This is a genomic window from Pseudomonas sp. E1MeOHC2 (assembly GCF_058745025.1).
The window spans coordinates 3,168,617-3,194,850 of sequence record NZ_CP196675.1 but is presented as its reverse complement, the minus strand read 5'-3'; the positions used below and the strand labels follow the sequence as shown (position 1 = coordinate 3,194,850).

Sequence of the window (26,234 nt, the reverse complement as noted above, 5' to 3'; positions counted from 1 at the left end):
GTTTGCTCGGTCTGTGTGTGTGTAGGAGCGCCCCGGCAAGGCCGCTCCTACACAGGATCGCCCGGCGTGTGGGGAAGTGCGCTACTTGGCCAGTTTGTCGTAGCTGGTCATCAGGTTGCGGTAGTCGGGAATGTGATTGGAAAACAGCGTCCCCAGCCCTTCGACGTCGTTACGCCAGTCCCGGTGCAGCTCGCAGGCCACGCCGAACCAGGTCATCAGTTGCGCCCCGGCAGCCTCCATGCGCCGCCAGGCCGAATCACGGGTCAGTTCGTTGAAGGTGCCAGAAGCATCAGTGACGACGAAGACCTCGAAGCCCTCCTCCAGCGCCGAAAGTGCCGGGAACGCCACGCAGACTTCGGTCACCACGCCGGCAATCAGCAGTTGCTTCTTGCCCGTGGCTTTGACGGCTTTGACGAAATCTTCGTTGTCCCAGGCATTGATGTTGCCGGGGCGCGCAATGTAGGGGGCATCGGGGAATTGCGCCTTGAGCTCGGGGACCAGCGGGCCATTGGGGCCGGTTTCGAAGCTGGTGGTGAGGATGGTCGGTAGCTTGAAGTACTTGGCCAGGTCTGCCAGGGCCAGGACGTTGTTTTTGAAGCGATCCGGGTCGATGTCGCGTACCAGCGAAAGCAGGCCGGCCTGGTGATCGACCAGCAGCACTGCAGCGTTGTCCTTGTCCAGACGCTTGTATTGGAAGGCCATGGTGGAGCTCCTTGCATCAGCGGATTGGGAGTATCAGCGTAGGCAAGGATGAGCGATGGCGGGAACCGTCAGTCGGGGCGCATCACGCCATCAGTACTCACGGCGCTTGCGAAACGCCCAGCGCCCCACCAGCACGGTGAAGGTCGCCACCAGTGCCACCAGCACCCAGAAGCCGTGCGGGTCGTCCGACAGCGGCACGCCCCCGACGTTCATGCCGAAGAAGCCGGCGATGATGTTGATCGGCAGCGCCAGCACAGTTACCACGGTGAGGGTGAACAGGGTTCGGTTGGTTTGCTCGTTGAGCTTGGCGGCGATCTCTTCCTGCAGCAACTTGATCCGCTCGCCCAAGGCGGTGAGGTCACTGATCACCAGGGTGAACTCTTCGGTGGCCGCGCGCAGCTGACGCATGTCCTGCTCCTGCAGCCATTCCGGTGGGCGGTTGAGCAGTCGCAACAGGGCCCCGGGTTCGAGCGCCAGCAGGCGCTGCAGGCGCACCAGTACCCGGCGCATGCTGCTGAGTTCGGCGCGGTTGTCACTCAGGCGCTGGGACAGCAACTGGTCTTCGATGCGATCAACGCTGGTGGTGGTTTCGCGCACGATCTGGGTCAACACATCACCCTGGTCGCGCAGCAGATGCACCAGCAGTTCGATGGACGAATGAAAACGCTCGCCACGCTTGACCGACGAGCGCAGCTTGTCCACCGAATGCAACGGCTGCAAACGTGCGCTCACCAGCAGTTGGCTGCTGGCGCAGGCCCACAACGTGGAGATGTCCGAAGACACCAGGCCGAAGTTGAAGACCACGTCGTTGACCACCGCCAACAGTGCCGAATCGGCATGCTCGATACGGGTCGAACGAGAACCCTCGCGCAAGGTTTCGAAGAAGGCCTCGGGCAGCGTCAGGTGGGCGCGCAGCCAACGCTCACAGGCGGCATGGGCCAGGTTCAGGTGCAGCCACAGAAACTCGTCGGGCTCGGGCGGCTCGCCGAGCTTGCGCAGCAGCTGCGCCGAATCGATCTCGCGACCGGGTTGGCCTGGGCGGAAGGCAAAAGCATAGAGCAGGCCGAACAGGTCGTGGTCCTGTTGCGGGTGCAGCGCGGGATGACCCATTCGAACTCGCAATGAGGCATTGGGGTTGATGGCAGAAATGTTGCGGGATGTAAGTTGCAGTTCGATGACAGCAGGATCGGCTTGTGCCGATCACTTCGCGGATAGCCTGCCCACCTGTCGAGCAAGCTTGATATATGCTGAATTTGTGCAAATATTGTGCACGTGAGAAGCAAAAATCGCCAGGAGGTCAACCATGGCCAGTAATGCAGTATTGGAACTTCACCCCACCACTTTCGAAGGGTTGATGGAAGCGCTTCGCGAAGTTAACCGGGTCATGTTTTCCCCTGAGCGGTTCTTGAAAGTGTTCTCGATGGACCAGCAGACATTCGCGGCCCGTGCCCACGTCCATCGCAATACGGTGCGTAACGCCCCCGAGTCGGAAAAGATCCAGGCATACATTCGCGATGCTGTACGGGTCCTGCGCGCTGTGACCGACATGGGTACCGAAATGACCAAGGCCATTTTCTGGTTCAAGAACGAACCCCTTTCCACCTTCGATTACAAGACCGCAGAAGAGGTTGTCAGCGAAGGCCGGACTGAACAGTTGATCGCCTTCCTCCAGTCGTGGGAAGCCGGCGCTCAAGGATGAAGATCACCTCTTATCTAAACTTGGCCTGTTACCGCCTGCACACACCGAAGTGGGCGGTAGCGCCAATGTCCGGAGCGGGTGCAGCTACTCAGGGCGGTCGGGCCAATCGCAAGGGGCTGGAGGCTCTCTACCTGTCCCTGGAGCCAGTAACGGCGGTGGCAGAGTTCCAGCAAGGTAGCTCGTTTCTACCTCCTGGCCTTCTGGTGAGCTACTCGCTCACGCTGGACCGAGTGATCGATTTTACCGGTGGCTACCAAGAAGACTGGCCGGCAATCTGGAAAGACTTTTTCTGCGACTGGCGAAAGATTCGCTTCAACGAAGGTGTCGAACCGCCCAGTTGGCTCATTGGTGACCTCGTTCTTGAAGTCGATTGTGCAGGGATCGTTTTTGAGTCCGTTGCGCACCCCGGTGGTAAGAATCTTGTGCTCTACACCGACCAACTTCCCGCGCACGGTTCCCTCACTGTGAACGACCCGCGTGGCGATCTACCTAAGGATCAGTCGTCCTGGCACGGCCCCAAGCGCTGACCGGCCCAGGTGCCCTTACGCACCTGCGTGAAGCCGGCAGTTAGTCAAAAAGTTCACACTTTCCTGAACTGATTATTTGCCCCCAGCGATTTTTCCCCCCACCCACCGCCACCAGAATCGCTCACCACAATCACAAAAACCGTGAGGCCACTCCCGTGGACCAAACACTCCAGGTGCGGCAGGCCAAGGGTTTTACCGTGCTGGCGTGTAGGGGCCCAATGGCCCGCGCTGGGTGTGCTGAAAAGCATCACCCACACGCCGGTAATCACTGCCCAAATGGCCTGACTGGAATCCGCCCATGACCACTTCTCACTACATCAACGGCCGCTGGGTCGAAGGCCAAGGCAGCGACTGCATTAGCGTCAATGACCCTGCATTGGGCCTGCCCTTCGCCGAACTAATGGCCGCCAGCGTTGCCCAGGTCGACCAGGCCGTGGCTGCTGCGCGCCAAGCCCTACCTGCCTGGAAACAGACCAGCGCCAGCGAGCGTGCAGCGTACCTGCGCGGTTTTGCAGAGCAACTCGGGCAGCGCCGTGAAGCGTTGATCACCCTGCAGATGCGCAACAACGGCAAGCCCCGCCACGAAGCCGAAATCGACCTGGACGACGCGATTGCCACGTTCAGCTACTACGCCGAGCTGGCTGAACAACTGCCGGAAAAGAACCGCAACGTGCCCCTGGCCGCACCCGGCTTTACCGCCCGTACTCGCCTGGAGCCCGTCGGCGTAGTCGGCCTGATCGTGCCGTGGAACTTCCCGCTGGTGACCAGCGCCTGGAAGCTCGCGCCCGCCTTGGCCGCAGGCTGCACCGTGGTGCTCAAACCCTCGGAGGTCACCCCGCTGGTCGAGCAGGCTTACGGCCAGATCGCCGATACCCTCGGGCTGCCCGCCGGTGTGCTGAACATCGTCAACGGCAAGGCCGAAACCGGCGCGGCGCTGAGCAACCACGCGGGCCTGGACAAGCTGTCGTTCACCGGCAGCAACAGTGTCGGCAGCCAGGTGATGCGCAGCGCCTCTACCCAATGCCGGCCCGTGACGCTGGAGCTGGGCGGCAAGTCAGCAATCGTGGTGTTCGATGATTGCGATATCGACCAGGCCGTGGAATGGATTGTCGCCGGCATCAGCTGGAACGCCGGTCAGATGTGCTCGGCCACCTCGCGCCTACTGGTGCAGGACGGCATTGCCGATACGCTGCTGCCGCGCTTGCAGGCAGCACTGGAGAACCTGCGGGTGGGCAACCCGTTGAACGAAGAAGTGGACATGGGCCCGCTGACCAGCCAGGCGCAATGGCTGAAGGTTGCCAGCTACTTTGCTACCGCACGCGAAGAAGGCCTGCAATGCCTGGCTGGCGGCAAGGCGCTGGACCGTGAAGGCTGGTTCGTCAGCCCCACGCTGTATGTGGACGTACCAGCCCACAGCCGCCTGTGGACTGAAGAAATCTTCGGCCCGGTGCTGTGCGCACGGCGCTTCACCACTGAAGCGCAGGCAATCGCTGAAGCCAATGACAGCCGCTTCGGCCTGGTGGCCACGGTCTGCTCGGCCGACCTGGAACGCGCCGAACGGGTTGCCGATGCGCTGGAGGTTGGCCACGTGTGGATCAACTCGGTGCAGGCCGTGTTCGTCGAGACCTCGTGGGGCGGGACCAAAGGCAGCGGGATTGGGCGCGAGCTTGGGCCTTGGGGTTTGTCGGGGTACCTGTCGGTGAAGCATGTGACGCGCTGCCTGGGTTAACCCCAGCGCTGGTAAAGAAGCCCCTTGCTGACGGTTGTCACAAGGGGCTTTTGCTTTACGCTTGATTCCGTTTCACAAACGCCCTCATGGTCACGTGACTTTCCAGTCATCCCACAAAGTCCCACTCCCTGGTACCCCCACAATCACAACACCAGGCCGGACCACCATGCACCCTCAACGCACCGCCTTGCACAACGAACTGCACGCTCGCCCGTCGCTGTATTTCGACGGCCCGGCCCATGTCTTCCACCTCGCCCTACTCGGCGGCGATGCCGCGTGTGCCGCGCTGCTGCAACGCTGCTGCCCAGAGGCGCAGGACACCAACGCAGCGCAGGGCATCACCCGCCTGGACGGGCACCCGTTCAAGTGGGAACGGCACACCGAGTTCTTCACCCTGACCCTGGTCGTGCCCTGCGCCACCGCCAACACCGAGTGGCAAGCCCTGCCGCAGGTACTGGCCGAAGCCATCGCCCCGCAAACGGCGCAGGTGATCAACGCGGTGCAGGTGCTGGTGCGTGACGAACAGGACCTGGACCTGCCCCGCTATGGTTTCAAGGACCCGTGCGGTTCCTGTGTGGGCGGTGGCGATGCGTCGGTGTGGAGCGATTTTCGCCTGACCGAGGACGGCACCAACCGCTTCCTGTTCATCAACCGCCGCCTCAATGCCTACCGCCAGGGCCGGATGATCCGGCGCCTGCTGGAGATCGAGACTTACCGCATGATGGCTTCGCTGACTTTGACCACGGCCAAGGCCCTGAGCCAGGAGCTCGACGCCTTCGACAAAACCCTGGTGAGCCTGTCCGAACGCAGCACCGGGGGCGATGGCCATGACTCCAAGGGGTTGCTTGACGCCATCGCCCACCTCTCGCGCCAGGTGGTCAGCCACACGGTGAAGACCCGTCACCGCTTCGGTGCAACCCAGGCGTATGCGCAACTGGTGTTCGAGCGCTTGGGCGAACTGCGCGAAAGCCACGTGGGTGATTGCCAGCGTTTGGGCGTGTTCATCGAACGTCGCTTCAAGCCCACCGTGCGTTATTGCGCAGCCACCGAGCAACGGCTGGAACAGCTGGCGAAGAATGTCGCCAACCTGGGCGACCTGCTGCAAGCGCGGGTGCAGGTGGAAATGGAAGAGCAGAATGCGGAGATCCTGCGCAGCCTCAATGCCCGCGCCGACGCCCAGGTGAAGATTCAGCGGGCAGTGGAGGGGCTGTCGATCATTGCCATCACCTATTACCTGCTGAACCTGTTCAAGCTGCTGTACGGGGGGCTGAATGTGCTGGGGGTGGGGCTGACGGCGCGGGATGGGTTGTTGGCGATGGCGCCGCCAGTGCTGTTGGTGCTGCTGGTGATTCTGGTGAGGATCAGGCAGGCCAAGCAGCATTGAAGCCGGGGCTGCTGTGCAGCCCATTCGCGGGGCAAGCCCGCTCCCACAGGCCCCCTGCTGCCTTCAGATCAAGCAAAATCTGTGGGAGCGGGCTTGCCCCGCGAATGGGCCGCACAGCGGCCCCCGCTTCACACCGACTCGTCAGCCGGGCGCGCGGTCTCTTGCACCAACACCATGCTTTGCGGCGACGACAGCGGAATGCCCTCATCGCGCAACCGACCAAGAATGGTGAACAGCAGGTCACTGCGTGTGCTGGACACCTGCCGCGGCCCGGCCACGTAACCACTGACCGCAATCACCATGCCACTGGTCGTCAGGTCCTTGAACGACACCGAAGTCGCGGGTGCATCCAGGATCGCCTCGTGCTCGTGGTACGCCGCCAGCAGCAGCTCCCGCACATGGTTGGCATCGGTCTCCAGTGGCAGGGTCAGGGTAATGCTGACGACCCCCAGGGCATTGCCCATGGTCACGTTGCGCACGTTCTGGGAAATGAACTGCGAGTTGGGCACGATCACCGTCGAGCGGTCGGACATCTGAATTTCGGTGGCGCGCACGTTGATGCGACGGATATCACCCTCGACACCCGCCAAGCTGACCCAGTCGCCCACCTTCACTGGGCGTTCGGTGAGCAGGATCAGGCCGGAGATGAAGTTCTGCACGATCTGCTGCAAGCCAAAACCAATACCGACCGACAGCGCACTCACCACCCAGGTCAGGCTGGTCAGGTTGATGCGCAAGGTCGACATCACCAGCATGGCCAGGAACAGGAAGCCCAGGTAACCCACCAGCGTTACCAGCGAGGCACGCATGCCGGCGTCCATGTCGGTTTCCGGCAGCAGGCGCTCGCTCAACCAGCGCTTGAGCACACGGATGCCGAACATACCGCCGAAGAACATCACCACCGCCAGCAGGATGTCCTGCGGCACGATGTTCAGGTTGCCGAGCATCTTGCCGCCGGTGTCGTCCCAATCACCTAGGCTGAGCAGCAATTCACCGGGGCTGGTGCCCGAAGGGGTGAAGGCCAGCAGTACAGCCAGGAACAGCAACACAGTACGGCCAATACCGGCCAGTATCGTGCTGGCCTGGGCCTGGTGGCGTGGCGCCAGGCCCAAGGTCGATGCCAAGGCCAGGCCACCGGGCTGACGCGGCGACAACAACGTTTCGCACAGGTCGCCCAGGAAGGTGGTCAACAGGTAGGCACAGGTGGCCACCACGCTGATCCACAGCAACTTGGCGGTCAGGAAGTAGGCCAGGGTCAGGAAACCGGCCAGCAGTGCCAGCAAGATCAGCCCCACCCACACCACGATGACGAAGGGGATCAGGCCCGCCAGGCCGGTCGGGCGCTCCAGGTCGTGCTTGCGCAAGGTGCGGCGGTAGCGCAGCAAGGCCACCGAGAAGATCACCGCCACCACCAGTGCGGTCAGGCCGTTGGTGGCCACGGTCAGCGCCAGGCTGGTGCCGATCACGCTGTTGATGCGCTCCTGGGTCAGCAGCACCATCAGCGCCAGCGCCAGCAGTTTCGGGAACCAACCCAGGGCGCTAGCCACCTCATCATGGATCGGCGGCAGGCGCCAGGACGGGCGTTGCAGCATCAACATGGCGCGGCCCAGGCCGGAAATGAAGGCGCTGAACACCACCAGGGTGAGGATGTGGTTGGTCAGGCTGGCGATATCCGAGCCCAGCTCGGCGCTGCTTTCCAGGCCCCAGCGCAGCAGCGACACGGAGCCGGCAATGGTGCCCAGCGTCGCCAGGCTGACGCTCAGAGCCAAGGCGCTGCGACGCAGTCGGCCTTCCGGCAGCCAGCGGATCATGGCGTCCGCCAGCAAACGTTCGAGCAGCCGGCGGACCAGCGTCCACACCAGAATCGCCGCTACCAGGCTGGTGAGGAACAACCAGCGATGCTCGGCACTGAATGCGCTGGCCACGGCATCGGCAGCCTCGCCACGCAGGTCGCGCAGGCGCGCCAGGTCTTCATCGGTGGGGCGGATCAGTGACTGCCAGAACGCCGGAGTCAGCGGGCTGGTGGCGCGGCTGGTGACCTGCGAGTTGAACTGGCTGCGGCGCAGGTTGACGATCTGCGTGGACAGATCGCGAGCCGACTGGGTCAGCTTGGTCGCCTGTTCCTGCTCAGCCAGTACGGTCTTTTTCTGTGCCTCAAGGTCTTTGCGCTGAAGGGTGATGCTCGTGGCCTCATCCTTCTGCAGCGGGCCCAGCACCTTGAGTTTGTCGTCCAGGCCTTGCACGTCAGTGGCGCGCAGCGCACTGAGGGCATCGGCCTGACGCTGCACCTGCATGGCCGCCAGGCGCAGCTGTGAGAGCACGTCGTCATTGGCGTTGCTGGTCACCCCCTGACGGATCAGGTCGAGTCGATCATTCAACTGCTCAAGGCTCGCGTTCTCGTCGAGAACCGGCAGCTCGGCAGCCGCCAGGCTGGAGACTGGCGTGGCCGGGGCGGACCAGGCCGGGGTGGCCAACGCCACCATCAGGGCCAATACGCCTAGGCAATAACGGGCAAGGCTGACACGCCTCATCGAACATTCCTCTATACATTTCGATTTGGCGGGGGATTCTACGCGGCTTGAAGCGATCAGGAGAGTGCCGTTTCTCGCTTGAGCAGTTGCTGCTTGCGCTCGACGCCCCAACGGTAGCCGCTGATATCGCCGTCGCGGCGTACCACCCGGTGGCAAGGGATGGCCACGGCAATGCAGTTGGCCGCGCACGCCATGGCCACCGCGCGCACCGCTTTGGGCGCGCCGATACGCTCGGCGATGTCGGTGTAGCTGACCCGACAGCCGGCAGGTACCTCGCGCAAGGCCTGCCAGACTCGCTCCTGAAATGCCGTGCCTTGCACATCAAGGGGCAGCGCCAGGCCCAGTGCGGGGGCTTCCACGAAACCCACCACCTCGGCGACCACGCGCTCGTATTCGCTGTCGCCGCCGATCAGCCGGGCGTTGGGGAACTGGTCCTGCAACCCGTGCAGCAGTGCCTCGGGGTCATCGCCCAGCAGGATCGCGCAGATGCCCTTCTCGCTCTGGGCCACCAGAATCGCACCCAGCGAACACTGGCCAAGTGCAAAGCGAATGGTCGCCCCCAGCCCACCGGCACGGTAGGCCTTGGGGCGCATGCCCAGGCGTTGCTCGGCACTTTCGTAGAAGCGGCTGTTGGAGGTGTAGCCAGCGTCGTAGATGGCGTCAGTCACCGAGCGCTGGCCCTTTTCCAGGTGCTCGCGCAGGCGCCGGGCGCGGAATGCCGAGGCGTAGGCCTTGGGGGTCAAGCCGGTTTCGGCCTTGAACAGACGGTGCAGGTGAAAGGGGCTGACCGCCAGTTGTGCGCTGAGCTGGTCGAGGTTCGACGAAAACTCATCGCCCTCGATCAGGCGGCAGGCGCGTGTGACCAGCTCACTACGCCGGGTTGCAGTGGCACGGCTTGCGCTCGTGCAACGCTTGCAGGCCCGGTAACCCGCACATTCGGCGGCGTTGGCATCGTTGTAGAACTCGATGTTTTCGCGCTTGGCCATACGCGCTTTGCAACCTGGGCGGCAATAGATACCGGTGGTGCGTACGGCGTAGACGAAGTGGCCGGCGGCGTTGCCGTCGCGGGCCTGCACGGCCTGCCAACGTTGTTCGGGGGTGGTGTAGGGTTTCATCGCGCCTCCCATTCGGTTTACACCTGTAGCGGCCTCTTCGCGGGCAAGCCCGCTCCCACAAGTACCCCACTGGTCACGAGCACAGTGGCAATCTGTGGGAGCGGGCTTGCCCGCGAAGAGGCCGGTACAGGCACTGCAACGCCCTCAGGCCCGCCACAGGTACCAGGCCGCCACAGGTACCAGGCCGCCACAGTCCGGTACGGGTGCCAGCCACCGCCCAGCGAGCGCATCTGCGCCGGTGTTGGCGCCTTCTCCAGCCCCTTGAGCCGACGATACCCCTCGCGCACCCCGAAATCGTCCACCGGCAGAATGTCCGAGCGTTCAAGGCTGTAGATCAGCAACATCTCCACCGTCCACCGCCCTACCCCACGCAGGGCCACCAGACGCTCGATCAACGCTTCATCGGGCATGCCCAGCGCCTCCTCGCGGCTGGGCACCACGCCCGCGAGGCGGGCCTGGGCAATGCCCTGGATGGTAGCTGCCTTGCTCGCCGAAAAGCCGCATGCGCGCATCGCCTCTGGCGTTACAGCCAGCAGTTGGTCCGGTGCAGGAAAGCTGCCCTCGGGGAACAGCGCCAACAGCCGCCCCAGAATCGACTCGGCAGCGCGGGCATGCAACTGCTGGTAGGCAATCGCCCTAACCAGCGCCTCATAAGGCTCGCGTCCCGGCGTCGCCTGGTGCAGGCACGGCCCAATTGCAGCAATATGCCGCGCCCAGTCCGGGTCCGCGCCGGCAAGGTATCGGGTCGCTTCGCGGTAGGTTTCGGGCGAAAGGTCAGCCAGGATCATGGCGGTTCCAACATGTTGACTAGAGACCTAGCTTAGCCCAGCCGTTCATCGGCGAAACGCCGGATCTTGCGGGGCTAATTCCTGGCATACCATTGCTCTGTGCCGCGCTCCGCGCATAGAATTGAGAACTATTCACAATCGCACACCCCCACGGGATCAGGCCTCCGATACGATGCAGATCAACGACACGCTCAAGCCAACCGAGCTCGCTCTGCTCTATCAGTCCCACCACGCCTGGCTCAGCGGCTGGTTGCGCAGCCGGGTCGGGTGCCATGAGCATGCCGCCGACCTGGCCCAGGATACCTTCGTACGGCTGTTGCGTGCCCGCCAGGTCTCGCCGCTCAAGGAGCCTCGTGCTTATCTGAGCGCCATCGCCCGTGGGCTGATGATCGACCAGTTCCGCCGCCGCGCCCTGGAGCGCGCCTATCAGGAAAGCCTGGCCCATCTACCTGAGGCCGACGTGCCCAGCGAGGAACACCGGCTGGTCATCCTCGATACCTTGGAGCGCCTCGACCGCGCCCTGCACGCGCTGAAGCCACGTGTGCGGCAGGCCTTCTTGCTGGCCCAGATCGACGGGCTGAGCATCGCGCAGATCGCCCAACGCCTCGATGTCTCCCGCGCGACTGTCGAGCGCGACCTGGCCAGGGCCCTGGGTGTCTGCTATCGGTTGCGTTATGTCGAGCTCTGACAGCACGCCCGCGCAGGCCCAGGTCGACCAGGCCATCGACTGGCTGGTGAAGTTGCGCTTCGACACCCCCAGCCCGCGTACCGAGCGGCAATTTCAGCAATGGCTGGCCAGCCACCCACAAAACCCTCAGGCCTGGCAGCGCGTCAGTAGCCTTAGCGACGAGCTGGCGGGGCTACCCAAGGCACTGAGCCGACGCACCCTCGACGCCCGCCAACGTCAGCACACCAGCCGCCGTGACCACCTCAAGCTGCTGGCGCTGCTGGCCGTCGGGGGCAGCCTGGGCTGGGCTGCGCGCGAGCCATTGGGCCTGCCGCAGCTACTGGCTGACAGCAGCACCGCCGCAGGTGAGCGCCGGCAGTTACAAGGCAGCGATGGCAGCCGTATCCAGCTCAACACCGCCAGCGCCATCGACCTGCGCTACAGCAACGAACAACGTCAGCTTGAACTGATACGGGGCGAGGTCAGCCTGGACAGCAACGCCAACGACAGCCGCCCATTCCGTATCGATACGCGTGTCGCCACCCTGGCCACACTCGACGGCCAGTTGCTGCTGCGCGAAAACGACAATGGCTTGTTGCTGGCAGTACGCCGTGGCGAGGTCACGCTGTTCCCCGCGTCTGCCTCAGCGCGAGGGGTGCAGGCCGGCGAAACGTTGCAAGTGCTGGCCAACGGCAGCTTGCAGGCCGTGAGCCTGCACAGCGACCCCTGGGGCTGGACCGACGGCGTGCTCAGCGTGCAGCAGATGCCGCTGGGTGAATTTACCGCCGAACTCGCCCGCTACCGCCCGGGCCTGCTGCGCTGTGCCGACGAAGTGGCAAATCTGAAGGTCTCCGGCACGTATCAGCTGGCCGACACCGAACACATTCTGAAACTGCTTGCACGCAGCCTGCCGGTGCGGATCGACTACCGCACACGCTATTGGGTGAGCATCGGCGCCGTCTGAACACCGTGTGATCAGTCCGCCACCGCTCGCAAGCGCCCTGCCCGCCGGTACGACTGCCGGGCAAAGCAGACGAACAGCCCTGCCATGATCGCCAGCGCCATCGGCAGCCCGTGCGGTGCCACATCCATCGCCGCGCCACTGACCAGCGGCCCGACCAGGCTACCCACGCCCCACAGCAAGCCGACGCTGGCATTGGCCGTGACCAGGTCCTGCCCTTTGAAGCGCTGCCCGATCAGCACCAGCGCCAAGGTATAGATGCCCCCCGCCACAGCGCCCAGCACCACCAGCAGCGGCCACAGCAACCAGGTCATCTGCAGCAGCCACGGCAAGCCGATGCCAATCAGCATCGCCACCAGGCCGCACACCAGGTGCAGCCCAGTGCGCTCGACCCGGTCGGCCAACCAGCCCAAGGGCAGCTGGAACAACATGTCGCCGGCAAACACCACCGTCACCATCAGCGCCGCCACACCCACGGCAAACCCGTGGCTGGTGGCATATACCGGCAGCAGCGACAGCACCACGGCGTCGAAGAAGGAGAAGAACAATACCGCCACGCACAAGGCCGGCGCCACGCGGAAGAAGCCGGCCAGGCCGAAGCTTTTGTCGCCTTCTTCATGCTCGACGTAATCGTTGGGCACGGTCAGCACGATGCACAGCAGGGCCAGGCCATAGCAGGCGGTGACCACACCGGTGATCCAAGGGCTGTTAGCCCCCAGCACGGCCAGCATCGCCGGGCCAAGGACCTGGAAACCGGTGAAGCTGGTGGCGTACAGGGCCATGATCTTGCCGCGGTTGTGCTCGGGGCACAGCTCGTTGACCCAGGACTCGCCCAGAATGATGGCGATACCCATGCCGACGCCCAGGCCCAGGCGCAGCAATGCCAGCAGCCAGATCGAGTCGAAGGCGGACTCCAGCAAGGCAATGCTGACGGTGCACAAGCTGAAGCACAGCAGGTAGATGGTGCGCCGGGTCAGCAGCCGGCAGCAGGCATCGACCATGAACGCCGAGAGCATCATCCCTGCCGCTGGGATGGCCGAAATGATGCCGATTTCAAGCGTGCCTGCGCCGGCCTCATGCAGACGCAACGACACCAACGGCAGGCTGGCCCCCAGGCTGAAGCCCACCACCGACACGGCGAACAACAAGCCCGCCAGCAAACGCATGTTCATTTACCACTCCTTGCAAACCGAAAAGACGAGCAAACACGAGCGCGTACGCCGGGACGGCGGACGACGCAAAAGCGCGGATCAGTTCAGGGCGAGGTGTGGCGAGAAGGTGAAGGCAAACAGCACGCTGCGCCGACGCTTGAGCACCGTGTCGCTCGGCCATGCACGACGCAGGGCCTGGAGTGCAGGCTGGCGAGCATGTGGGAGGGACGGGTTACGGCGCATTGCTTTGACTACGCAGGTTGGTGAAAAGAGGCGGCACTCTAGGCTAACGGTGGTCGGGCCGTCAATCATCAGGGGCCGCAGCAGCGCGGCCCCCTGCAGGCTCAACGCTTGCCGGTAGACGGCAGCAACACCGCCAACAACCCGAACAACGGCAGGAACGAGCACACACCATACACATACTCGATACCGCGCAGGTCAGCGACATACCCCAGCAGCGCCGCGCCGATCCCGCCAAAGCCGAACATCAGCCCGAAGAAGATCCCGGCAATCATGCCCACGCTACCCGGCACCAGCTCCTGTGCATACACCACGATGGCCGAAAACGCTGAGGCCAGGATGAAGCCGATCACCACGCTCAACACCGTGGTCCAGAACAGGTCGGCATACGGCAGTGCCAGGGTGAACGGCGTCACGCCCAGAATCGAGAACCAGATCACCGCCTTGCGCCCGATACGGTCACCGATCGGGCCACCAAAGAAGGTACCGGCCGCGACTGCGCCGAGGAACAGGAACAGGTGCAGTTGCGAGCTGGCCACCGAGACGTCGAACTTCTCGATCAGGTAGAAGGTGAAGTAGCTGGTGAAACTGGCCATGTAGAAGTACTTGGAGAACACCAGCAGGCCCAGCACGATCAGCGCCGCAATCACCCGCTTGCGCGAGATGCCATGGGTGGCCTGCACGGCCTTGCGGGCCTTGGCCTGGTTCAGGTGCTCCTTGTACCAACTGCGCAGCATCAAGGTCACGGCGAAGAAGAACAGCCCTGCCAGACCGAACCAGGCCACGTGCGTCTGCCCGAACGGAATCACGATCGCCGCAGCCAACAGCGGCCCCAGCGCCGAGCCGGTGTTACCACCCACCTGGAAGGTCGATTGAGCCAGGCCAAAGCGCCCGCCCGATGCCAGCCGCGCGATGCGTGAAGTCTCTGGGTGGAAGGTGGACGAACCGATACCCACCAAGGCCGACGCCAGCAGAATCATCGGGAAGCTGCCGACGAAGGCCAGCATGACGATGCCCACCAGCGTGCACAGGGTACCCAGCGGCAACAGGTTCGGCGCGGGCCGACGGTCGGTAAAGAAGCCAACCCAGGGTTGCAGCAGCGAGGCCGTGATCTGGAAGGTCAGGGTGATCATGCCGATCTGGGCGAAGCTCAGGTCGTAGTTGGCTTTGAGCATCGGGTAGATCGCCGGCAACACCGACTGGATCAGGTCATTGATCAGGTGCGCCAAGGCGCAGAAGCCGATGATGCGCATCACCAACGGGTTGGCTGGGTTCGCCGCAGCGTTGGTGGACGCCGTGGAGGTGCTACTGATGGCCATGTGCCTGAATCTCCGTGCGCAGATTTGGGATCCGATTATCGGGAAACAAATAGATACATAGCTACCTTTTTTATCCCTCTGTCGAAACGTACTTGTAAATGGTTCTCAATATAATTAGCATCCTCGACTCATTCCCCTGTCATCGTTGGGCAAAACGGCCCCTATCGTGAGCAGACCGATCCCATGAGCCCGATGCCCGCCAAGCAATTCCAGCCCGATCCACAGCAGGAAGCCCTGGAGTGGTTCTCGCGTTTGCGTCAAACCGGCTGTGACGAAGGCGAACGCCAGGTATTCGCCGCTTGGTGCCAGGCGCCGCAAAACGCCCAGGCCTACGCTGAGCTGGAAACCTTCTGGCAACAACTGCAACCCCCACCGGCTCGCCCCCGCCCGCGGCAGATAACGGCCCGCCGCAGCCACCTGGGCAAATGGCTGGCCCTGCTGTTTTTGCTGGTGCTGGGCGCTTTGGCTTACCTGTACTGGCCGCTGATGCAGCGCCTGGGCAGCGAGATGCACACCGACGTTGGCGAACGCCGCAGCCTGCGCCTGGCCGACGGTTCGACCGTGCACCTGGACAGCGCCAGCGCGATGAACGTGGACCTGCGTGGGCGTACCCGTCAGTTGCACCTGGTCCAAGGCCAGGTGTACCTGGAGGTGCTGCTCGATGGCCGGGCCATGGAAGTGGAAGTGGGCGATGCGCGCATCCAGGTATTTGGTACCCGCCTGCAAATCGCACGCTATGCACACCATGACGAACTGGTAGTGGTCAGTGGCAAGGCAATGGTGGTCCAGGGCGGCGAGCAGCGCCTGGTCTCGGCCGGCGAGCGGGTGACGTTCGATGGCACGCGGATCGATAGCGTGCAAAAGGCTGATCTGAAGACCGCCGACAGTTGGCGCAACGGCCGACTGCGTGCCACCGACATGCCACTGGGGCAGGTGCTGGAACGCCTGGCGGGGTATCAGGGGGAACGCCTGTGGATACTCGACGAGCAAACCGTCCATCGGCGTGTAAGCGGCGATTTCAACCTCGACCGCCCTGCCGAAAGCCTTGCCGCACTGGCCAGCACCCAGCAATTACAGCTGCAGGGCGTGCTCGGGCATTGGCTGATCGTTCGCTAAGGGCGCCCCTGGCGGCTAAGTTTTTGAAAGCGTGCAAATTTTTTTTGAAATGAGTGTTGACAGAGGGGCATCACAAGGGAATAATGCGCGCCATTGGCTACATAGCTCAGTTGGTTAGAGCATAGCATTCATAATGCTGGGGTCCGGGGTTCAAGTCCCTGTGTAGCCACCAAACATGATAAAGGGCTTACCGAAAGGTAGGCCCTTTTTCTTTGCCTGCGAAAAAGTACGGCCTGTGGGGGCAGCCTTACAGGGCCGCGTCACATCAACGAACACCCGTCACGGCCACAGCCAGACCCAGCCCGATCAGTGCCACGCCGATCACCCGGTCTACCAGCCGCTGCCGCTCGATCATCGCCTTGCGCAGTGCCGTGCTGGAGAAGAACACCGCTACCAGGCTGAACCACACCCAATGGGCAAAGGACATGAACGCGCCATAAGCGAAGTCCAGCGCCAGCGGGCTACCCGGCTGGACCACCTGGGTGTAGGCGCTGATGACGAAGAGCATGGTCTTGGGGTTCAGGGCATTGGTTAGAAAACCTGTGCGCAGTGCCGCCCACACGCTGGCGCCGGTGTGCTGACCGATACCGTCGAGGCTGATTCGCGTGGCGTTGGTCAGCGATTTGTAGCCCAAGTAGATCAGGTAACCCGCGCCTACCACCTTCATGAACAGGAACAGCGATGGGCTCTGGCTGATGATCACGGCGATGCCCAGCACCGTGTACAGCACATGCACCTGCACGCCCAAGGCGATCCCCACGGCAGCCGCCAGCCCGGCCTTGCGACCCTGTGCATAACTGCTGCGAGTGACCATGGCGAAGTCGGCCCCAGGGCTGATGACGGCGAGGATAGTGAACAGGGCTACAGCGATGAGTTCAGTCATTGGCGGGTCTCGATTGGCGATGAAAATGCACAGACACGCCGATTATCCTGGGCTTATGGGCAGCGAAAAATCGATTTATAGTGGCGGTTATTCGATAGTTTTCCTCACAGAGGTGCAGTGCCTGGTCTGGCCTCTTTGCGGGGCAAGCCCGCTCCCACAGTGCATGTCTGTTATCGGTGGGCGCGGGCTTGCCCCGCGAAGAGGCCAGAACAGGCACCACAAAACCATGAAACTGCCTCCCCTCAACGCCTTCCGCTACTTCGACATCGCCGCCGAAACCGAAAGCTTCGTGCGCGCCGCCAAGCGCCTGCATGTCACTCACGGCGCGGTCAGCCGCCAGGTTCGGCTGCTTGAGGAAAGCCTCGGCATCGAACTGTTCGAGCGCCGCAACCGGGCCATTTTTCTCACCGCCGCCGGCCGCGCGCTGCAGGGCACCACCCAGGCCATGTTCGAACAGCTCGAAGGCGCCGTGCAGCGCCTGCAACAGCAGGCGCGCGACAATGTGCTGGTCCTCTCCTGCGAACCCACCATCGCCATGCGCTGGCTGATACCGCGCCTGCCCCGCTTCCACACCGCCCACCCCGACCTGCAACTGCACCTGGTGGCCGCTGGCGGGCCACTGGACTTCACGCGCAGCGGCGTCGATCTGGCACTGCGCCGCGACGACTTCCACTGGGACCGCCAACTCCATCACCGCAAGATCTGCGACGAATGGATCGGCCCGGTCTGCCGCCCTGGCGCCGTCACCGGCCTCGATGGCCAGCGCCTGCTGCACAGCCGCACGCGGCCCAGTGCCTGGCCCACCTGGCTGCGCCTGAGCGAGCAACTGGCCAGCCACACCGAGCGTAGCGACTATGAGCACTTCTACCTGTCGATCCAGGCCGCCAGTGCGGGCCTCGGCCTGGCCATGGGGTCAGCCTTGATGGTGCGCGACGAAATCGACAGCGGCCAACTGCAGGCCCCCTTCGGCTTCTTGCGCGACGGCTCTGCCTACCATCTGCTCAGCCCACATCCGCTGGACGATGGCGGCAAACGCCAGCGTTTCGCCGAATGGGTGATCGGCGAATGCCAGGCCTGTTTGGCTCACTTGGGCTTGATACAGAACGACGAGCCCGCACTGCCGTCGCCACCCCAGGTGCGGTAGCCGGCGGTGTCGATATGAATGCGACCTGACGGGTAGCGACCCAGGCCCATGTTCCAGGCCTGGCCATGTTGTTGCCAGAAACGGCACAGTGGATTGGGGTCGGCCCAGGCCGGCAACAGGATATCGACGGCGAATGCGCGGGTATGGGCGCTGTTGGCGGCGCCACCAGCACATCGGTTGAGGCCAGGATCACGGTAGGCCGAGACCACTTCGAACTGGCGCAGGATGCCTTGGCCGTCAAGGCTTTTGAGCAGTGAGAGGGTCGAGCGTACCGCTGGCCATTGGCTGGCAGGTGGCACTGCGAAAGGTGAAGCCCGGCACAGCCGCCAGTCCGAGGCCGAGCGAAGCAGTTGATGGATAGGCACCACCCCGTACAGGCGCGCATCCACCAGCATTTCGCGGAACGGGCGCGTCTGATGATCGCCAGCCCATTGGGCGAACATCCACAGGTCGCGGTCATCGGCGTGCGCCGCATTGATCACCCACATGCCCGCCGCCAGCAGTAGCCACTTCGCCCTTGTCATCCCTGCCCCCGGCTCAAGCCTCAAGACCTGCAATTAGGGCCGTTTTGCAGCCCATCACTGCGGTTCGTCGCCACGACAAACCCGCTCCCACAGGTATAGTGCAGTTCTTTAAAGACTCGCACCGCCCCCTTTACCAATTACTCCAACGCCCGCAACCGATACTGCGGCGGCAGTTGGGCAAACCCGCTGATGGTGGTGTCCAGGCTCTTCCAACGCCCGTCCTTGATGCCATAGATGCAGCCATGCACCGACAGCTCCTGCCCACGGTGCCAGGCGTTCTGCACGATGCTGGTGTGGGCCACGTTGGCGACCTGCTGGATCACGTTCAGCTCGCACAGGCGATCGACTTGCGCCTCTTCGGTTTCCAGCTTGGCCAGCTCGCCGCGCTTTTCGTAGTACAAGTCGCGGATCGAACGCAGCCAGCCGTCGATCAAGCCTAGCTGGCGGTCCTGCATGGCTGCGCGCACACCGCCGCAGCCGTAGTGGCCGGTGACCAGGATGTGTTTGACCTTAAGCACTTCGACGGCGTACTGGATCACCGACAGGCAGTTAAGGTCGGTGTGCAGCACCACGTTGGCGACATTGCGGTGGACGAACAGGTCGCCGGGCAGCATGCCAACGATCTCGTTGGCCGGCACGCGGGCGTCGGAGCAACCGATCCAGAGGAATTCCGGGGTTTGCTGACGGGCCAGCTTGGCGAAGAAATCGGGGTCACGCTGGGTGATGGCATCGGCCCAGCGCGCGTTGTTGTCGATCAGTTCCTGCAGGTCGTGCATGGTCTTGCCTCATCAGGTTGTACCTGTGTGACTGGACCTGCCCCTGCAGGGTCACTCTTCGAACAGGGTGCAGGCCATCACCAGGGCATCTTCGCGGCCGCCGGCGATAGGGTAGTAGTCGCGGCGGCGGCCGATTTCGTTGAATCCGTAGCGCTCGTACAACCGATAGGCCGACTGGTTGCTGGCACGCACTTCCAAAAAGCACTCGCGGCCATTGAGCTGATAGGCCCGCGCCATCAGGTGTTCGAGCAGACACAGGCCCAGGCCGCAACCCTGATTCTCGGGTTTGACGGTGATGTTGAGCAGGTGCGCTTCATCAATGATCACATTGATAACGCCATGGCCGACCTGCTGCTGGCCATCGAACATCAGCCACACTTCGTAGGACTTAAGCGCATCCTGAAAGATTCCCCGGGTCCAGGGATGACTGAACGCGGCATATTCGATCTTAAGCACGGCATCCAGATCCGCCTCGGTCATCGGGCGGAAACTGATCGAGTCACTCATTCAACGCTCTTCCAGCGCGCCATCAGCTGGCGCATGGCTTGCCAGACGTCCGCCTTGCGTTGCGGCTCGTCCATCAACAGTTCAAGGCCCGGCAAGGCCCAGGCATCGCCCAGGCCGTCGAGCTTCAGTGTTTGGTAGTAGGTTTGCGCATCGGTATTGCCGGCAAAACGCAGCGCAGGCAGCCCGATCAGCCACAAGCAACTGCAAGGGGCTTCTTCCAGGCGCGCCTGGATGAACCCCTGGACGAAATCACGTGCAGCGTCCGGGCCCTGGTCCATGTTGCCGCGCACCAGCAGCGGCCAGCGCACCGGTTCGCCGATGATCTGCGGGGCGTCGGGCAGGCCGGCGGCGCGCAACATGTCCTTGAGTAGCAGGTAGGACGGGTCGCGGCTCTGGAACGGCTGGCCCGTGGCCAGCTCCACCAGCAGCAGGCAGCTGCCGGCGCGCAGCAGCTGCAACGCGAAGCGTGGTGGTGGCACCGGCACCGGGCGCGGGGCCGGGGCCGGCTCTTCTGCCTCGACGGCCTTGGCCGCAGGTTTTGGAGTGCTGCCAGGACGTGGAATTTCGATTTTCGGGCGTTCGCCGGCGCGTGCCTGGGGCGCGATGGGCGCCGCGTTGGCGGCCGGCGCCGGCTTGACGTCGAAGTCGATGTCTTCGACCGGCCCCACCGGCAACAGCAGTTCGGGGCGTGACGGTGCGGCGAACGGCAGTTCGGCGCGCGGCAGCCAGTGCACCACTTGCATGGCGGAAAGGTAGGCGCGGCGACGGGGTTCGGTCAGCAAGGGACGGGTATCCGAGGGGCTAAATCAATCAAGCATTCTAACGCCGTTAGCATTCGCGTGCCGCAACTGGTCGGCGGATTTTTATTGGCTGTACCGGCCCTTTCGCGGGCAAGCCCGCTCCTACAGGGGCTGCGTCGCTGACAATACCGGCGGCAGGCGCCGAGATGCCCCCAGCAAAATAAGGGACATTTCTCATTACAGACCAAGGGGTGAAATCCTCCCCCCTGGATGCAGTACAATCGCCCCCTTTTTCTTGGCAACGAGTCGAAGCCAATGATCGAACCCAAGCGCGTCCTGCGCGCCCTAGCCGAACACTGGGCCCTGATCGAGCCGCTGTGCGAACGTTTCGACCAGGGCACCCTGAGCCTGGTCGAACTGCGCCAGCATGTGGCCCGCCAGCAGGTCGAAAGCACCCCGCAGGACATCACCCAACTACTCGACGTGTGGATCCGCCTGGATATCCTGGTCCCGGTAGCCAAGAGCCCGAACCGCTTCGAGCTCAACGCCCAGATCCACGACTTCCTCGCCTACCTGCGCCGCGAGCACCGCTTGGGCCTGTGCCTGGAGATCGAAGCCTACCTGCGCCACCTGGAGCGCCTCGCCGGGCATATCCAGGACGCCTTCGACAACCGCGACAGCGACGACCTGGCACGCCAGCTGCGCCTGCTCGACATGCGCGTGCGCGATGTGCTCAAGAAGCTCGACAACGACGAGCAGGCGCTGGTGGCCGTGGCCGAGCGGGCCAAGACCAGCAACCGCCAGATCCCGCTGCGCCAGCGCTATGCCGAAGTCCTCGCGACCTGGGACGAATACGTCGAGCCGATGATCCAGCTGGTAAACGCCGATGGCGCCTTCGAACAAGGCGTGCGCAAGGTCGAAACCGTGCTGCTGCGCCTGCTGGGCGAACAGGCGCGCCTGGGCCACCTGGTCGACGACGACATGCTGCTGCGCACCCACGCGCGTATTCTGGAAATGCAAACCAGCGCCCAGCTGACCTTGCGCCACGCCCGTGAACTGCTGCTGCCCTTGCGCGAAGAAGCGCGCCGGCACAACGCCGTGACCCGTGGCGCCGCGCTGGCGCTGTCGGTGATCCGCCGCAAGGGCATCGATGCCGTGCCGCAAGCGGCCATGCCGATGTTCACCCGGCCGCAAAGCACCTTCCTTGGCAGCGCCAGCCAGGTCGAGGCCTATGTTTACGCCTTGGCCCGTTTCGAGCCCAAGCCCGCGCGCTTCCCCAAGGCGCACAAGACCGACAAAGACCCATTGCCGCGCGCACCCCGTACGGTGAAGGAAATGCTCGAACGCTGCGAGCAGGCCCTGCCACTGCCAGACCTGATGGTCTGGCTGCTGGACCAGGAGCCCGAAGGCGCCACCGACGAACTGCTGTACTGGTTCTCGCGCCTGTCCCGTGAGAAGCGCTTCAAGCGCGAGCGCCTCGACCGCCGCGACTACACCACCCACGAACACCTGGTCAGCCTGCGCTCGTTCGCCCTGACGTCCAGCCGTGAAGACGTCGCCAGAACGACTGCCGAATCCAACGCGAGCCCAGCCAATGCATCTTGATCTTTCCGAACTGTCCCAGCTCGCGCCGATCTTCCGCGAGCTGTTCAAAGGTTTCCACGTCAGCCGCCGTGACCCGGAGCTGTACGCTCAGCTGTCGAACTTCCAGGACCAGTACCGTACCTTGTTCAAGGCCCTGGGCTTCGAGCTGGTATGCGACACCCGTGGTTTCTATTACTTCGTGCCCGAGCTTGCCGCCGCGCAGGTCAACAAAACCGCCCAGCGCCTGTCGTTGTTCACCTTCATCCTGGTCGAGCACCTGGCCGACCAGGGCCGTGACCCGATGGCCGTGCTCGACGGCGGCAGCATCGGCCGCGATGAACTGCCCTCGCTGCTGGACAAGTACCGCGACCTGTTCCTGCAGGCCGAAGTGCAAACCGTCGAAGAGCTCGAAGAAAAAATCCTGCGCCGCATGACCCAGCTCGGCTTCGCCCATGAGGAAGGCGGCATCTACCGCTTCCTGCCGCCGATGCACCGTTTCCTCGACGTCTGCCTGTCGGTCCAGCAGGACCGCGACCTGGCCGCCACCCTGCACAGTGACCTGCCTTTGCCCACGCCGGTACTGGTCGAGGAAGAAAGCCCGGAGCAACTCAACCGCACCGACGACCCGCTCGACCTTTCACCCTTCGACGGCGACGAGAGCGAAGAGGACGCCCTGGCCAGGGCCATCCGCGAAGAGCAACAGGAGATTGACGCATGAGCCAGGAACGCTACGGCATCCGCCGCTTTGCATTGCTCAACACCGCCGGTTACAGCCTCGGCCTGTTCCCGCTGGAACACCCGTTGTCGGTCTACGGCGCCAACAACCTGGGTAAATCGGCATCGATCAACGCCCTGCAGTTCCCGATCCTGGCGCGCATGTCCGACATGAGCTTCGGCAAGTACAGCCTGGAGCAGTCGCGTCGCTTCTACTTCGCCAGCGACACGTCCTACATTCTCTGCGAACTGAACCTGCCTCACGGCCCGCACGTGATCGGCGTGGTCGGGCGCGGCCCAGGTGGCGGTTTCGGCCACCAGTTCTTCGCCTACAAAGGCGAGCTGGACCTGGCCCACTACCAGAAGAACGACACCTGCCTGCGCCAGAAAGAGCTGTTCACCAACCTGGAGCGCCTGGGCCTGAAGGCCTACGAGCTCAAGCCCGACGAACTGCGCCGCCTGCTGGTCGGTGGCCACACTTCGGTGCCGCTGGACCTGACCATGATTCCGCTGCGCTCGACCAGCGAGCAAAGCCTGAAAACCTTCCGCGCGCTGTTCATCAACCTGCTGCACATGCGCGAAATCACCGCTGCCAAGCTCAAGCAACTGTTCCTCGACGCCTTCGAGCACAGCCTGCGCTCGGGCAGCGTCGACTACATCGCGGCCTGTGAAGAAGCCTTCCGCGACGTACGGCGCATGGAGCAGGACTACAACGCCCTGGTCGCCGCCGGCCCGTTGGTCGAAGCCCTGGCCGGTGGCGTGGCCCAGCGCGACATCCTGCGCGGCAAGCTGCACCGCCTTTCGCCGCTGCTCGACAACCTGCTGGGCACCTGGCAGGAATACGCCATGGCGCGCAAGGAAGAGTTGGTTATCCAGTCCGAGCATTACCGCGGCGAACAAGACCGGCTGCAGAACGACCAACGTGGCGGCACCCAGGAGCTGATGCGCCTGGAGCGTGAGATCACTGGCATTCAGCGCTGGCTCGGCGAGCTGTCGGTGCTCAAACACCGCTTCGCCCTGGTCGATGACGTCAAGGTGCTGGAGCAGCAGTTGCTGGCCGCCAAAGACGCCCACGACGAACTGGCCGGCGCCCTGGCCCAGTCGCGGCAGTTCTCTGCCGAAGACCTGGACGAGCGCGTACGCGACCTGGAAAAACGCCTCAAGCAGGTCCGTCAGCAGCTCGACCACGCCGACAACAACAGCTATGCCCGCCTGCGCGAAGAGTTCTCCCAACAGGATGTCGACCGCCTGATGCGCCTGTTCAACGGTGCGCTGTTCAGCCTGCCACTGGGCGAGCGCGGCATCGAGCTGGACGACAGCGACCTGTGGGTAAAGTCGCTGGAAGCGGTGCTCGACGGTTTCAAAGGCGAGCGCTTCGAAGCGCCCGGCCTGTCCATCGACCTCACCCACATCGACCCTCCAGCACTGCAGGCCCTGGCCGACCGCGCCGCCCTGCGCGACCAGAAAGAGCGCCTGGAAAAAGAGCTCAAGCAGCTCAAGACCCAGCAGGCCGTAGCCGCCGACCGCTCCGCCTCCAAGGCACAGACCGAGACCCTGTACCAAGCGGTACTGGATGCGCAGAAGGCATTGGAAGACTTCCGCCGCAGCGAAACCCTGGCGGCCGAAGAACCCGAAAAACTGGAGCACCTGTCGCAACTGGAAGCCGCTCAGGACGAGCTCAAGCGCTCCAGCGATGCCTTCACCGAGCGCGTCCAGCAGCTGTCGGCCAAGCTGCAACTGGTCGGCCGCCAGCTCGGTGACCTGGAGTCCAAGCAACGCACCCTGGAAGACGCCCTGCGCCGCCGCCAGTTGTTGCCGGCGGACCTGCCCTACGGCACGCCATTCATGGAAGCAGTCGACGACACCATGGACAACCTGCTGCCGATGCTCAACGACTACCAGGACAGCTGGCAGGGTTTGCAGCGGGTGGACAACCAGATCGAGGCGCTGTACGCCCAGGTGCGCCTCAAGGGCGTGGCCAAGTTCGACAGCGAAGACGACATGGAGCGCCGCCTCCAGTTACTGGTCAACGCCTATGCGCACCGCACCGATGAGGCCTTGACCCTGGCCAAGGCGCGCCGCGCCGCAGTCACCGACATCGCCCGGACCCTGCGCAACATCCGCAGCGACTACGACAGCCTTGAGCACCAGCTGGCCTTGTTCAACCGTGAGATCAACAAGCGCCAGGTATCCAACCTTCAGAGCTTCCGCGTGGTGCTGGCACCGAACAAGGAAGCGCTCAAGCACATCGACCAGATCATCCACAGCGCCGGCCAGTACGAAGAAGGCGAGACCCTGTCGGTGTTCGACCTGACCCAGAACTCCGACCAGGACCACAAGAACGAAGAGGCCAAGGAGTACCTGGCACGGCTGGTGGCGGCCAACCACAACCAACTGGGCCTCAAGGACCTGTTCGAACTGGCGTTCGAGATCACCAAGGTCAATGGCCAGCCGGTGATCCACGCCGACATCGACGGCGCTGCGTCCAACGGCACCACCATGACCATCAAAGCGCTGACCAACATGTACTTGTTGCTGCACCTGATGGACCGTGACCTGGCCGGGCGCATTCGCCTGCCGTACTACCTCGACGAAGCGGCAGACATCGACGAACGCAACCAGACAGCACTGCTGGAAACCAGCCTGCAGCTGGGCTTCGTACCGATTCTGGCGAGTGTAAAGCCGCAGGTGTCGGCCAAGGTGGCGATCGACCTGGAAGGTGGCAGCGGGCCGAATGGCATCTACATCGATGAGGCGGACTGGAAGTTCATCAGCCGGCTGGATGAGGTGCAGGTGGACGTGCGTGAGGATCAGGCCGAAGAACTCGCCTGATTGTTGTGAATTGGGGCTGCTTTGCAGCCCATTCGCGGGGCAAGCCCGCTCCCACAAGTTTTGCGCCAGCGGAGTATCTGTGGGAGCGGGCTTGCCCCGCGAATGGAGGCCAAAGGCCTCCCAGCATCTATCAGGCTATCAGTGAGCCCAAGGCAAGATCGGAATCGCCGTCACCGCATTCTGCGGGCTGCCCTCGATCATGCGGTCGCTGTACACCAGGTAAACCAAGGTATTGCGCTTCTTGTCGAGAAAGCGCACCACCTGCATGGTCTTGAACACCAACGAGGTGCGTTCCTTGAACACTTCCTCGCCGTCTTTCAACTCACCCTTGAAGTTGATCGGCCCCACCTGACGGCAGGCGATCGACGCCTCTGCACGGTCCTCAGCCAGGCCCAGACCACCCTTCACACCGCCCGTCTTGGCCCGCGACAGGTAACAGGTCACGCCCTCGACCTTAGGGTCATCGAACGCCTCGACCACGATGCGGTCGTTGGGTCCAACGAACTTGAACACGGTGGACACCTGGCCGATCTCCTCGGCACCGGCCAGCATCGGCAACGCCAACGCCGCCACAGCAATCATCCTTTTCAACATGTGCACT

The 26,234-nt window shown here is 63.5% G+C and carries 24 protein-coding genes, 1 tRNA gene and 1 pseudogene; 12 read left to right on the top strand and 14 right to left on the bottom strand.

The genetic code is table 11. The annotated features are described in order from the left end of the window. Window positions 1-81 precede the first annotated feature (81 nt). On the bottom strand, window positions 82-702 hold the full coding sequence (gene ycaC, locus ACSSU5_RS14360; protein ID WP_264310332.1) for an isochorismate family cysteine hydrolase YcaC: 621 nt from the start codon (window positions 700-702) through the stop codon (window positions 82-84). A 90-nt stretch (window positions 703-792) separates the two neighbouring features. Next, window positions 793-1,812, bottom strand: coding sequence for a transporter (locus ACSSU5_RS14355; protein ID WP_264310333.1), 1,020 nt, complete (start codon window positions 1,810-1,812; stop codon window positions 793-795). 193 nt (window positions 1,813-2,005) lie between these two features. Between ACSSU5_RS14355 and ACSSU5_RS14350 the strand changes: the two genes are divergently transcribed. The 4 genes from ACSSU5_RS14350 to ACSSU5_RS14335 all read left to right on the top strand — a co-directional run bounded on the left by ACSSU5_RS14350 (window position 2,006) and on the right by ACSSU5_RS14335 (window position 6,041). After that, entirely contained in the window at window positions 2,006-2,401 is a 396-nt protein-coding gene (locus ACSSU5_RS14350) for a DUF2384 domain-containing protein (RefSeq protein ID WP_264310334.1), read from the top strand. After that, window positions 2,398-2,928, top strand: coding sequence for an RES family NAD+ phosphorylase (locus tag ACSSU5_RS14345; RefSeq protein WP_264310335.1), 531 nt, complete (start codon window positions 2,398-2,400; stop codon window positions 2,926-2,928). The genes ACSSU5_RS14350 and ACSSU5_RS14345 overlap by 4 nt, the downstream gene beginning before the upstream one ends. A gap of 298 nt (window positions 2,929-3,226) precedes the next feature. Beyond that, complete coding sequence (locus tag ACSSU5_RS14340; RefSeq protein WP_492559143.1) at window positions 3,227-4,657, top strand: aldehyde dehydrogenase family protein; 1,431 nt, start codon at window positions 3,227-3,229, stop codon at window positions 4,655-4,657. Between the two features lie 166 nt (window positions 4,658-4,823). Then, window positions 4,824-6,041: a DUF3422 domain-containing protein gene (locus tag ACSSU5_RS14335; RefSeq protein ID WP_492559142.1), complete on the top strand. Its 1,218-nt coding sequence runs from the start codon at window positions 4,824-4,826 to the stop codon at window positions 6,039-6,041. 128 nt (window positions 6,042-6,169) lie between these two features. Here the strand turns inward: ACSSU5_RS14335 and ACSSU5_RS14330 are convergent, their stop codons facing one another. The 3 genes and pseudogenes from ACSSU5_RS14330 to ACSSU5_RS14320 all read right to left on the bottom strand — a co-directional run. Next, window positions 6,170-8,572, bottom strand: coding sequence for a DUF3772 domain-containing protein (locus ACSSU5_RS14330; protein ID WP_492559141.1), 2,403 nt, complete (start codon window positions 8,570-8,572; stop codon window positions 6,170-6,172). 56 nt (window positions 8,573-8,628) lie between these two features. Then, window positions 8,629-9,687 (bottom strand): bifunctional DNA-binding transcriptional regulator/O6-methylguanine-DNA methyltransferase Ada, encoded by a 1,059-nt coding sequence (gene ada / locus ACSSU5_RS14325; RefSeq protein ID WP_264310339.1) that lies wholly within the window; start codon window positions 9,685-9,687, stop codon window positions 8,629-8,631. A gap of 167 nt (window positions 9,688-9,854) precedes the next feature. Beyond that, window positions 9,855-10,475: pseudogene (locus ACSSU5_RS14320) on the bottom strand (DNA-3-methyladenine glycosylase family protein); the annotation flags it as partial. 172 nt (window positions 10,476-10,647) lie between these two features. Between ACSSU5_RS14320 and ACSSU5_RS14315 the strand changes: the two are divergent. Further along, window positions 10,648-11,163 (top strand): sigma-70 family RNA polymerase sigma factor, encoded by a 516-nt coding sequence (locus ACSSU5_RS14315; protein ID WP_492559140.1) that lies wholly within the window; start codon window positions 10,648-10,650, stop codon window positions 11,161-11,163. Next, the gene (locus ACSSU5_RS14310) at window positions 11,150-12,106 is read left to right on the top strand and encodes a FecR domain-containing protein (protein WP_264310342.1); all 957 of its coding nucleotides are present in this window, start codon (window positions 11,150-11,152) and stop codon (window positions 12,104-12,106) included. The genes ACSSU5_RS14315 and ACSSU5_RS14310 overlap by 14 nt, the downstream gene beginning before the upstream one ends. Before the next feature lie 11 nt (window positions 12,107-12,117). On the opposite strand, the gene ACSSU5_RS14305 is transcribed toward ACSSU5_RS14310, so the two are convergent. The 3 genes from ACSSU5_RS14305 to ACSSU5_RS14295 all read right to left on the bottom strand — a co-directional run bounded on the left by ACSSU5_RS14305 (window position 12,118) and on the right by ACSSU5_RS14295 (window position 14,813). Continuing rightward, the gene (locus ACSSU5_RS14305) at window positions 12,118-13,275 is read right to left on the bottom strand and encodes an MFS transporter (RefSeq protein WP_492559139.1); all 1,158 of its coding nucleotides are present in this window, start codon (window positions 13,273-13,275) and stop codon (window positions 12,118-12,120) included. A 78-nt stretch (window positions 13,276-13,353) separates the two neighbouring features. After that, on the bottom strand, window positions 13,354-13,497 hold the full coding sequence (locus ACSSU5_RS14300; RefSeq protein WP_492559138.1) for a hypothetical protein: 144 nt from the start codon (window positions 13,495-13,497) through the stop codon (window positions 13,354-13,356). 101 nt (window positions 13,498-13,598) lie between these two features. After that, window positions 13,599-14,813: an MFS transporter gene (locus tag ACSSU5_RS14295; protein ID WP_264310344.1), complete on the bottom strand. Its 1,215-nt coding sequence runs from the start codon at window positions 14,811-14,813 to the stop codon at window positions 13,599-13,601. A 192-nt stretch (window positions 14,814-15,005) separates the two neighbouring features. On the opposite strand from ACSSU5_RS14295, the gene ACSSU5_RS14290 reads away from it, so the two are divergent. Together ACSSU5_RS14290 and ACSSU5_RS14285 are read left to right on the top strand one after the other, a co-directional pair. Then, window positions 15,006-15,929 (top strand): FecR family protein, encoded by a 924-nt coding sequence (locus ACSSU5_RS14290; protein WP_492561320.1) that lies wholly within the window; start codon window positions 15,006-15,008, stop codon window positions 15,927-15,929. Between the two features lie 95 nt (window positions 15,930-16,024). Continuing rightward, window positions 16,025-16,101 (top strand) — tRNA-Met (locus ACSSU5_RS14285). A 93-nt stretch (window positions 16,102-16,194) separates the two neighbouring features. Here ACSSU5_RS14285 and ACSSU5_RS14280 read toward each other — a convergent pair. Next, window positions 16,195-16,812, bottom strand: coding sequence for a LysE family translocator (locus ACSSU5_RS14280; RefSeq protein WP_264310345.1), 618 nt, complete (start codon window positions 16,810-16,812; stop codon window positions 16,195-16,197). 226 nt (window positions 16,813-17,038) lie between these two features. On the opposite strand from ACSSU5_RS14280, the gene ACSSU5_RS14275 reads away from it, so the two are divergent. Further along, complete coding sequence (locus ACSSU5_RS14275) at window positions 17,039-17,956, top strand: LysR substrate-binding domain-containing protein (protein WP_492559137.1); 918 nt, start codon at window positions 17,039-17,041, stop codon at window positions 17,954-17,956. Here ACSSU5_RS14275 and ACSSU5_RS14270 read toward each other — a convergent pair. From ACSSU5_RS14270 to ACSSU5_RS14255, 4 genes are all read right to left on the bottom strand, one after another. Then, the gene (locus ACSSU5_RS14270) at window positions 17,896-18,480 is read right to left on the bottom strand and encodes a D-Ala-D-Ala carboxypeptidase family metallohydrolase (protein ID WP_492559136.1); all 585 of its coding nucleotides are present in this window, start codon (window positions 18,478-18,480) and stop codon (window positions 17,896-17,898) included. The two genes, ACSSU5_RS14275 and ACSSU5_RS14270, sit on opposite strands and share 61 nt — an antisense overlap. Window positions 18,481-18,617: 137 nt before the next feature. Continuing rightward, window positions 18,618-19,256 carry a carbonate dehydratase gene (gene can / locus ACSSU5_RS14265; protein WP_033701363.1) on the bottom strand — a complete coding sequence of 213 codons (639 nt, stop codon included), beginning with the start codon at window positions 19,254-19,256 and terminating at the stop codon, window positions 18,618-18,620. 51 nt (window positions 19,257-19,307) lie between these two features. Beyond that, window positions 19,308-19,763: a ribosomal protein S18-alanine N-acetyltransferase gene (gene rimI / locus ACSSU5_RS14260; protein WP_264310348.1), complete on the bottom strand. Its 456-nt coding sequence runs from the start codon at window positions 19,761-19,763 to the stop codon at window positions 19,308-19,310. Beyond that, complete coding sequence (locus ACSSU5_RS14255; protein ID WP_264310349.1) at window positions 19,760-20,545, bottom strand: energy transducer TonB; 786 nt, start codon at window positions 20,543-20,545, stop codon at window positions 19,760-19,762. The genes rimI and ACSSU5_RS14255 overlap by 4 nt, the downstream gene beginning before the upstream one ends. A 273-nt stretch (window positions 20,546-20,818) precedes the next feature. Between ACSSU5_RS14255 and mksB the strand changes: the two genes are divergently transcribed. From mksB to mksF, 3 genes are read left to right on the top strand one after another with little or no spacing between them, the layout of a single operon-like run. Beyond that, on the top strand, window positions 20,819-22,108 hold the full coding sequence (gene mksB / locus ACSSU5_RS14250; protein WP_264310350.1) for an Mks condensin complex protein MksB: 1,290 nt from the start codon (window positions 20,819-20,821) through the stop codon (window positions 22,106-22,108). Next, window positions 22,098-22,805 (top strand): Mks condensin complex protein MksE, encoded by a 708-nt coding sequence (mksE, locus tag ACSSU5_RS14245; RefSeq protein ID WP_264310351.1) that lies wholly within the window; start codon window positions 22,098-22,100, stop codon window positions 22,803-22,805. Before mksB ends, mksE begins: the two co-directional genes overlap by 11 nt. After that, a complete protein-coding gene (mksF, locus tag ACSSU5_RS14240; protein ID WP_264310352.1) occupies window positions 22,802-25,633 on the top strand; it encodes an Mks condensin complex protein MksF in 2,832 nt (943 codons plus the stop codon). Before mksE ends, mksF begins: the two co-directional genes overlap by 4 nt. Before the next feature lie 138 nt (window positions 25,634-25,771). On the opposite strand, the gene ACSSU5_RS14235 is transcribed toward mksF, so the two are convergent. Further along, complete coding sequence (locus tag ACSSU5_RS14235) at window positions 25,772-26,227, bottom strand: CreA family protein (RefSeq protein WP_264310353.1); 456 nt, start codon at window positions 26,225-26,227, stop codon at window positions 25,772-25,774. Window positions 26,228-26,234 lie beyond the last annotated feature (7 nt).

Excerpts from the sequence above, each read along its gene's own strand:
- ACSSU5_RS14275 (WP_492559137.1), top strand. The coding sequence starts at position 17,039 with ATGAAACTGCCTCCCCTCAACGCCTTCCGCTACTTCGACATCGCCGCC.
- ACSSU5_RS14340 (WP_492559143.1), top strand. The coding sequence starts at position 3,227 with ATGACCACTTCTCACTACATCAACGGCCGCTGGGTCGAAGGCCAAGGC.
- ACSSU5_RS14305 (WP_492559139.1), bottom strand. The coding sequence starts at position 13,275 with ATGAACATGCGTTTGCTGGCGGGCTTGTTGTTCGCCGTGTCGGTGGTG.
- ACSSU5_RS14310 (WP_264310342.1), top strand. The coding sequence starts at position 11,150 with ATGTCGAGCTCTGACAGCACGCCCGCGCAGGCCCAGGTCGACCAGGCC.
- ACSSU5_RS14315 (WP_492559140.1), top strand. The coding sequence starts at position 10,648 with ATGCAGATCAACGACACGCTCAAGCCAACCGAGCTCGCTCTGCTCTAT.
- can (WP_033701363.1), bottom strand. The coding sequence starts at position 19,256 with ATGCACGACCTGCAGGAACTGATCGACAACAACGCGCGCTGGGCCGAT.
- ada (WP_264310339.1), bottom strand. The coding sequence starts at position 9,687 with ATGAAACCCTACACCACCCCCGAACAACGTTGGCAGGCCGTGCAGGCC.
- ACSSU5_RS14280 (WP_264310345.1), bottom strand. The coding sequence starts at position 16,812 with ATGACTGAACTCATCGCTGTAGCCCTGTTCACTATCCTCGCCGTCATC.
- ACSSU5_RS14330 (WP_492559141.1), bottom strand. The coding sequence starts at position 8,572 with ATGAGGCGTGTCAGCCTTGCCCGTTATTGCCTAGGCGTATTGGCCCTG.
- ACSSU5_RS14300 (WP_492559138.1), bottom strand. The coding sequence starts at position 13,497 with ATGCGCCGTAACCCGTCCCTCCCACATGCTCGCCAGCCTGCACTCCAG.
- ACSSU5_RS14345 (WP_264310335.1), top strand. The coding sequence starts at position 2,398 with ATGAAGATCACCTCTTATCTAAACTTGGCCTGTTACCGCCTGCACACA.
- mksF (WP_264310352.1), top strand. The coding sequence starts at position 22,802 with ATGAGCCAGGAACGCTACGGCATCCGCCGCTTTGCATTGCTCAACACC.
- ACSSU5_RS14350 (WP_264310334.1), top strand. The coding sequence starts at position 2,006 with ATGGCCAGTAATGCAGTATTGGAACTTCACCCCACCACTTTCGAAGGG.
- ycaC (WP_264310332.1), bottom strand. The coding sequence starts at position 702 with ATGGCCTTCCAATACAAGCGTCTGGACAAGGACAACGCTGCAGTGCTG.
- mksE (WP_264310351.1), top strand. The coding sequence starts at position 22,098 with ATGCATCTTGATCTTTCCGAACTGTCCCAGCTCGCGCCGATCTTCCGC.
- ACSSU5_RS14235 (WP_264310353.1), bottom strand. The coding sequence starts at position 26,227 with ATGTTGAAAAGGATGATTGCTGTGGCGGCGTTGGCGTTGCCGATGCTG.
- rimI (WP_264310348.1), bottom strand. The coding sequence starts at position 19,763 with ATGAGTGACTCGATCAGTTTCCGCCCGATGACCGAGGCGGATCTGGAT.
- ACSSU5_RS14355 (WP_264310333.1), bottom strand. The coding sequence starts at position 1,812 with ATGGGTCATCCCGCGCTGCACCCGCAACAGGACCACGACCTGTTCGGC.
- ACSSU5_RS14335 (WP_492559142.1), top strand. The coding sequence starts at position 4,824 with ATGCACCCTCAACGCACCGCCTTGCACAACGAACTGCACGCTCGCCCG.
- ACSSU5_RS14270 (WP_492559136.1), bottom strand. The coding sequence starts at position 18,480 with ATGACAAGGGCGAAGTGGCTACTGCTGGCGGCGGGCATGTGGGTGATC.
- mksB (WP_264310350.1), top strand. The coding sequence starts at position 20,819 with ATGATCGAACCCAAGCGCGTCCTGCGCGCCCTAGCCGAACACTGGGCC.
- ACSSU5_RS14295 (WP_264310344.1), bottom strand. The coding sequence starts at position 14,813 with ATGGCCATCAGTAGCACCTCCACGGCGTCCACCAACGCTGCGGCGAAC.
- ACSSU5_RS14290 (WP_492561320.1), top strand. The coding sequence starts at position 15,006 with ATGCCCGCCAAGCAATTCCAGCCCGATCCACAGCAGGAAGCCCTGGAG.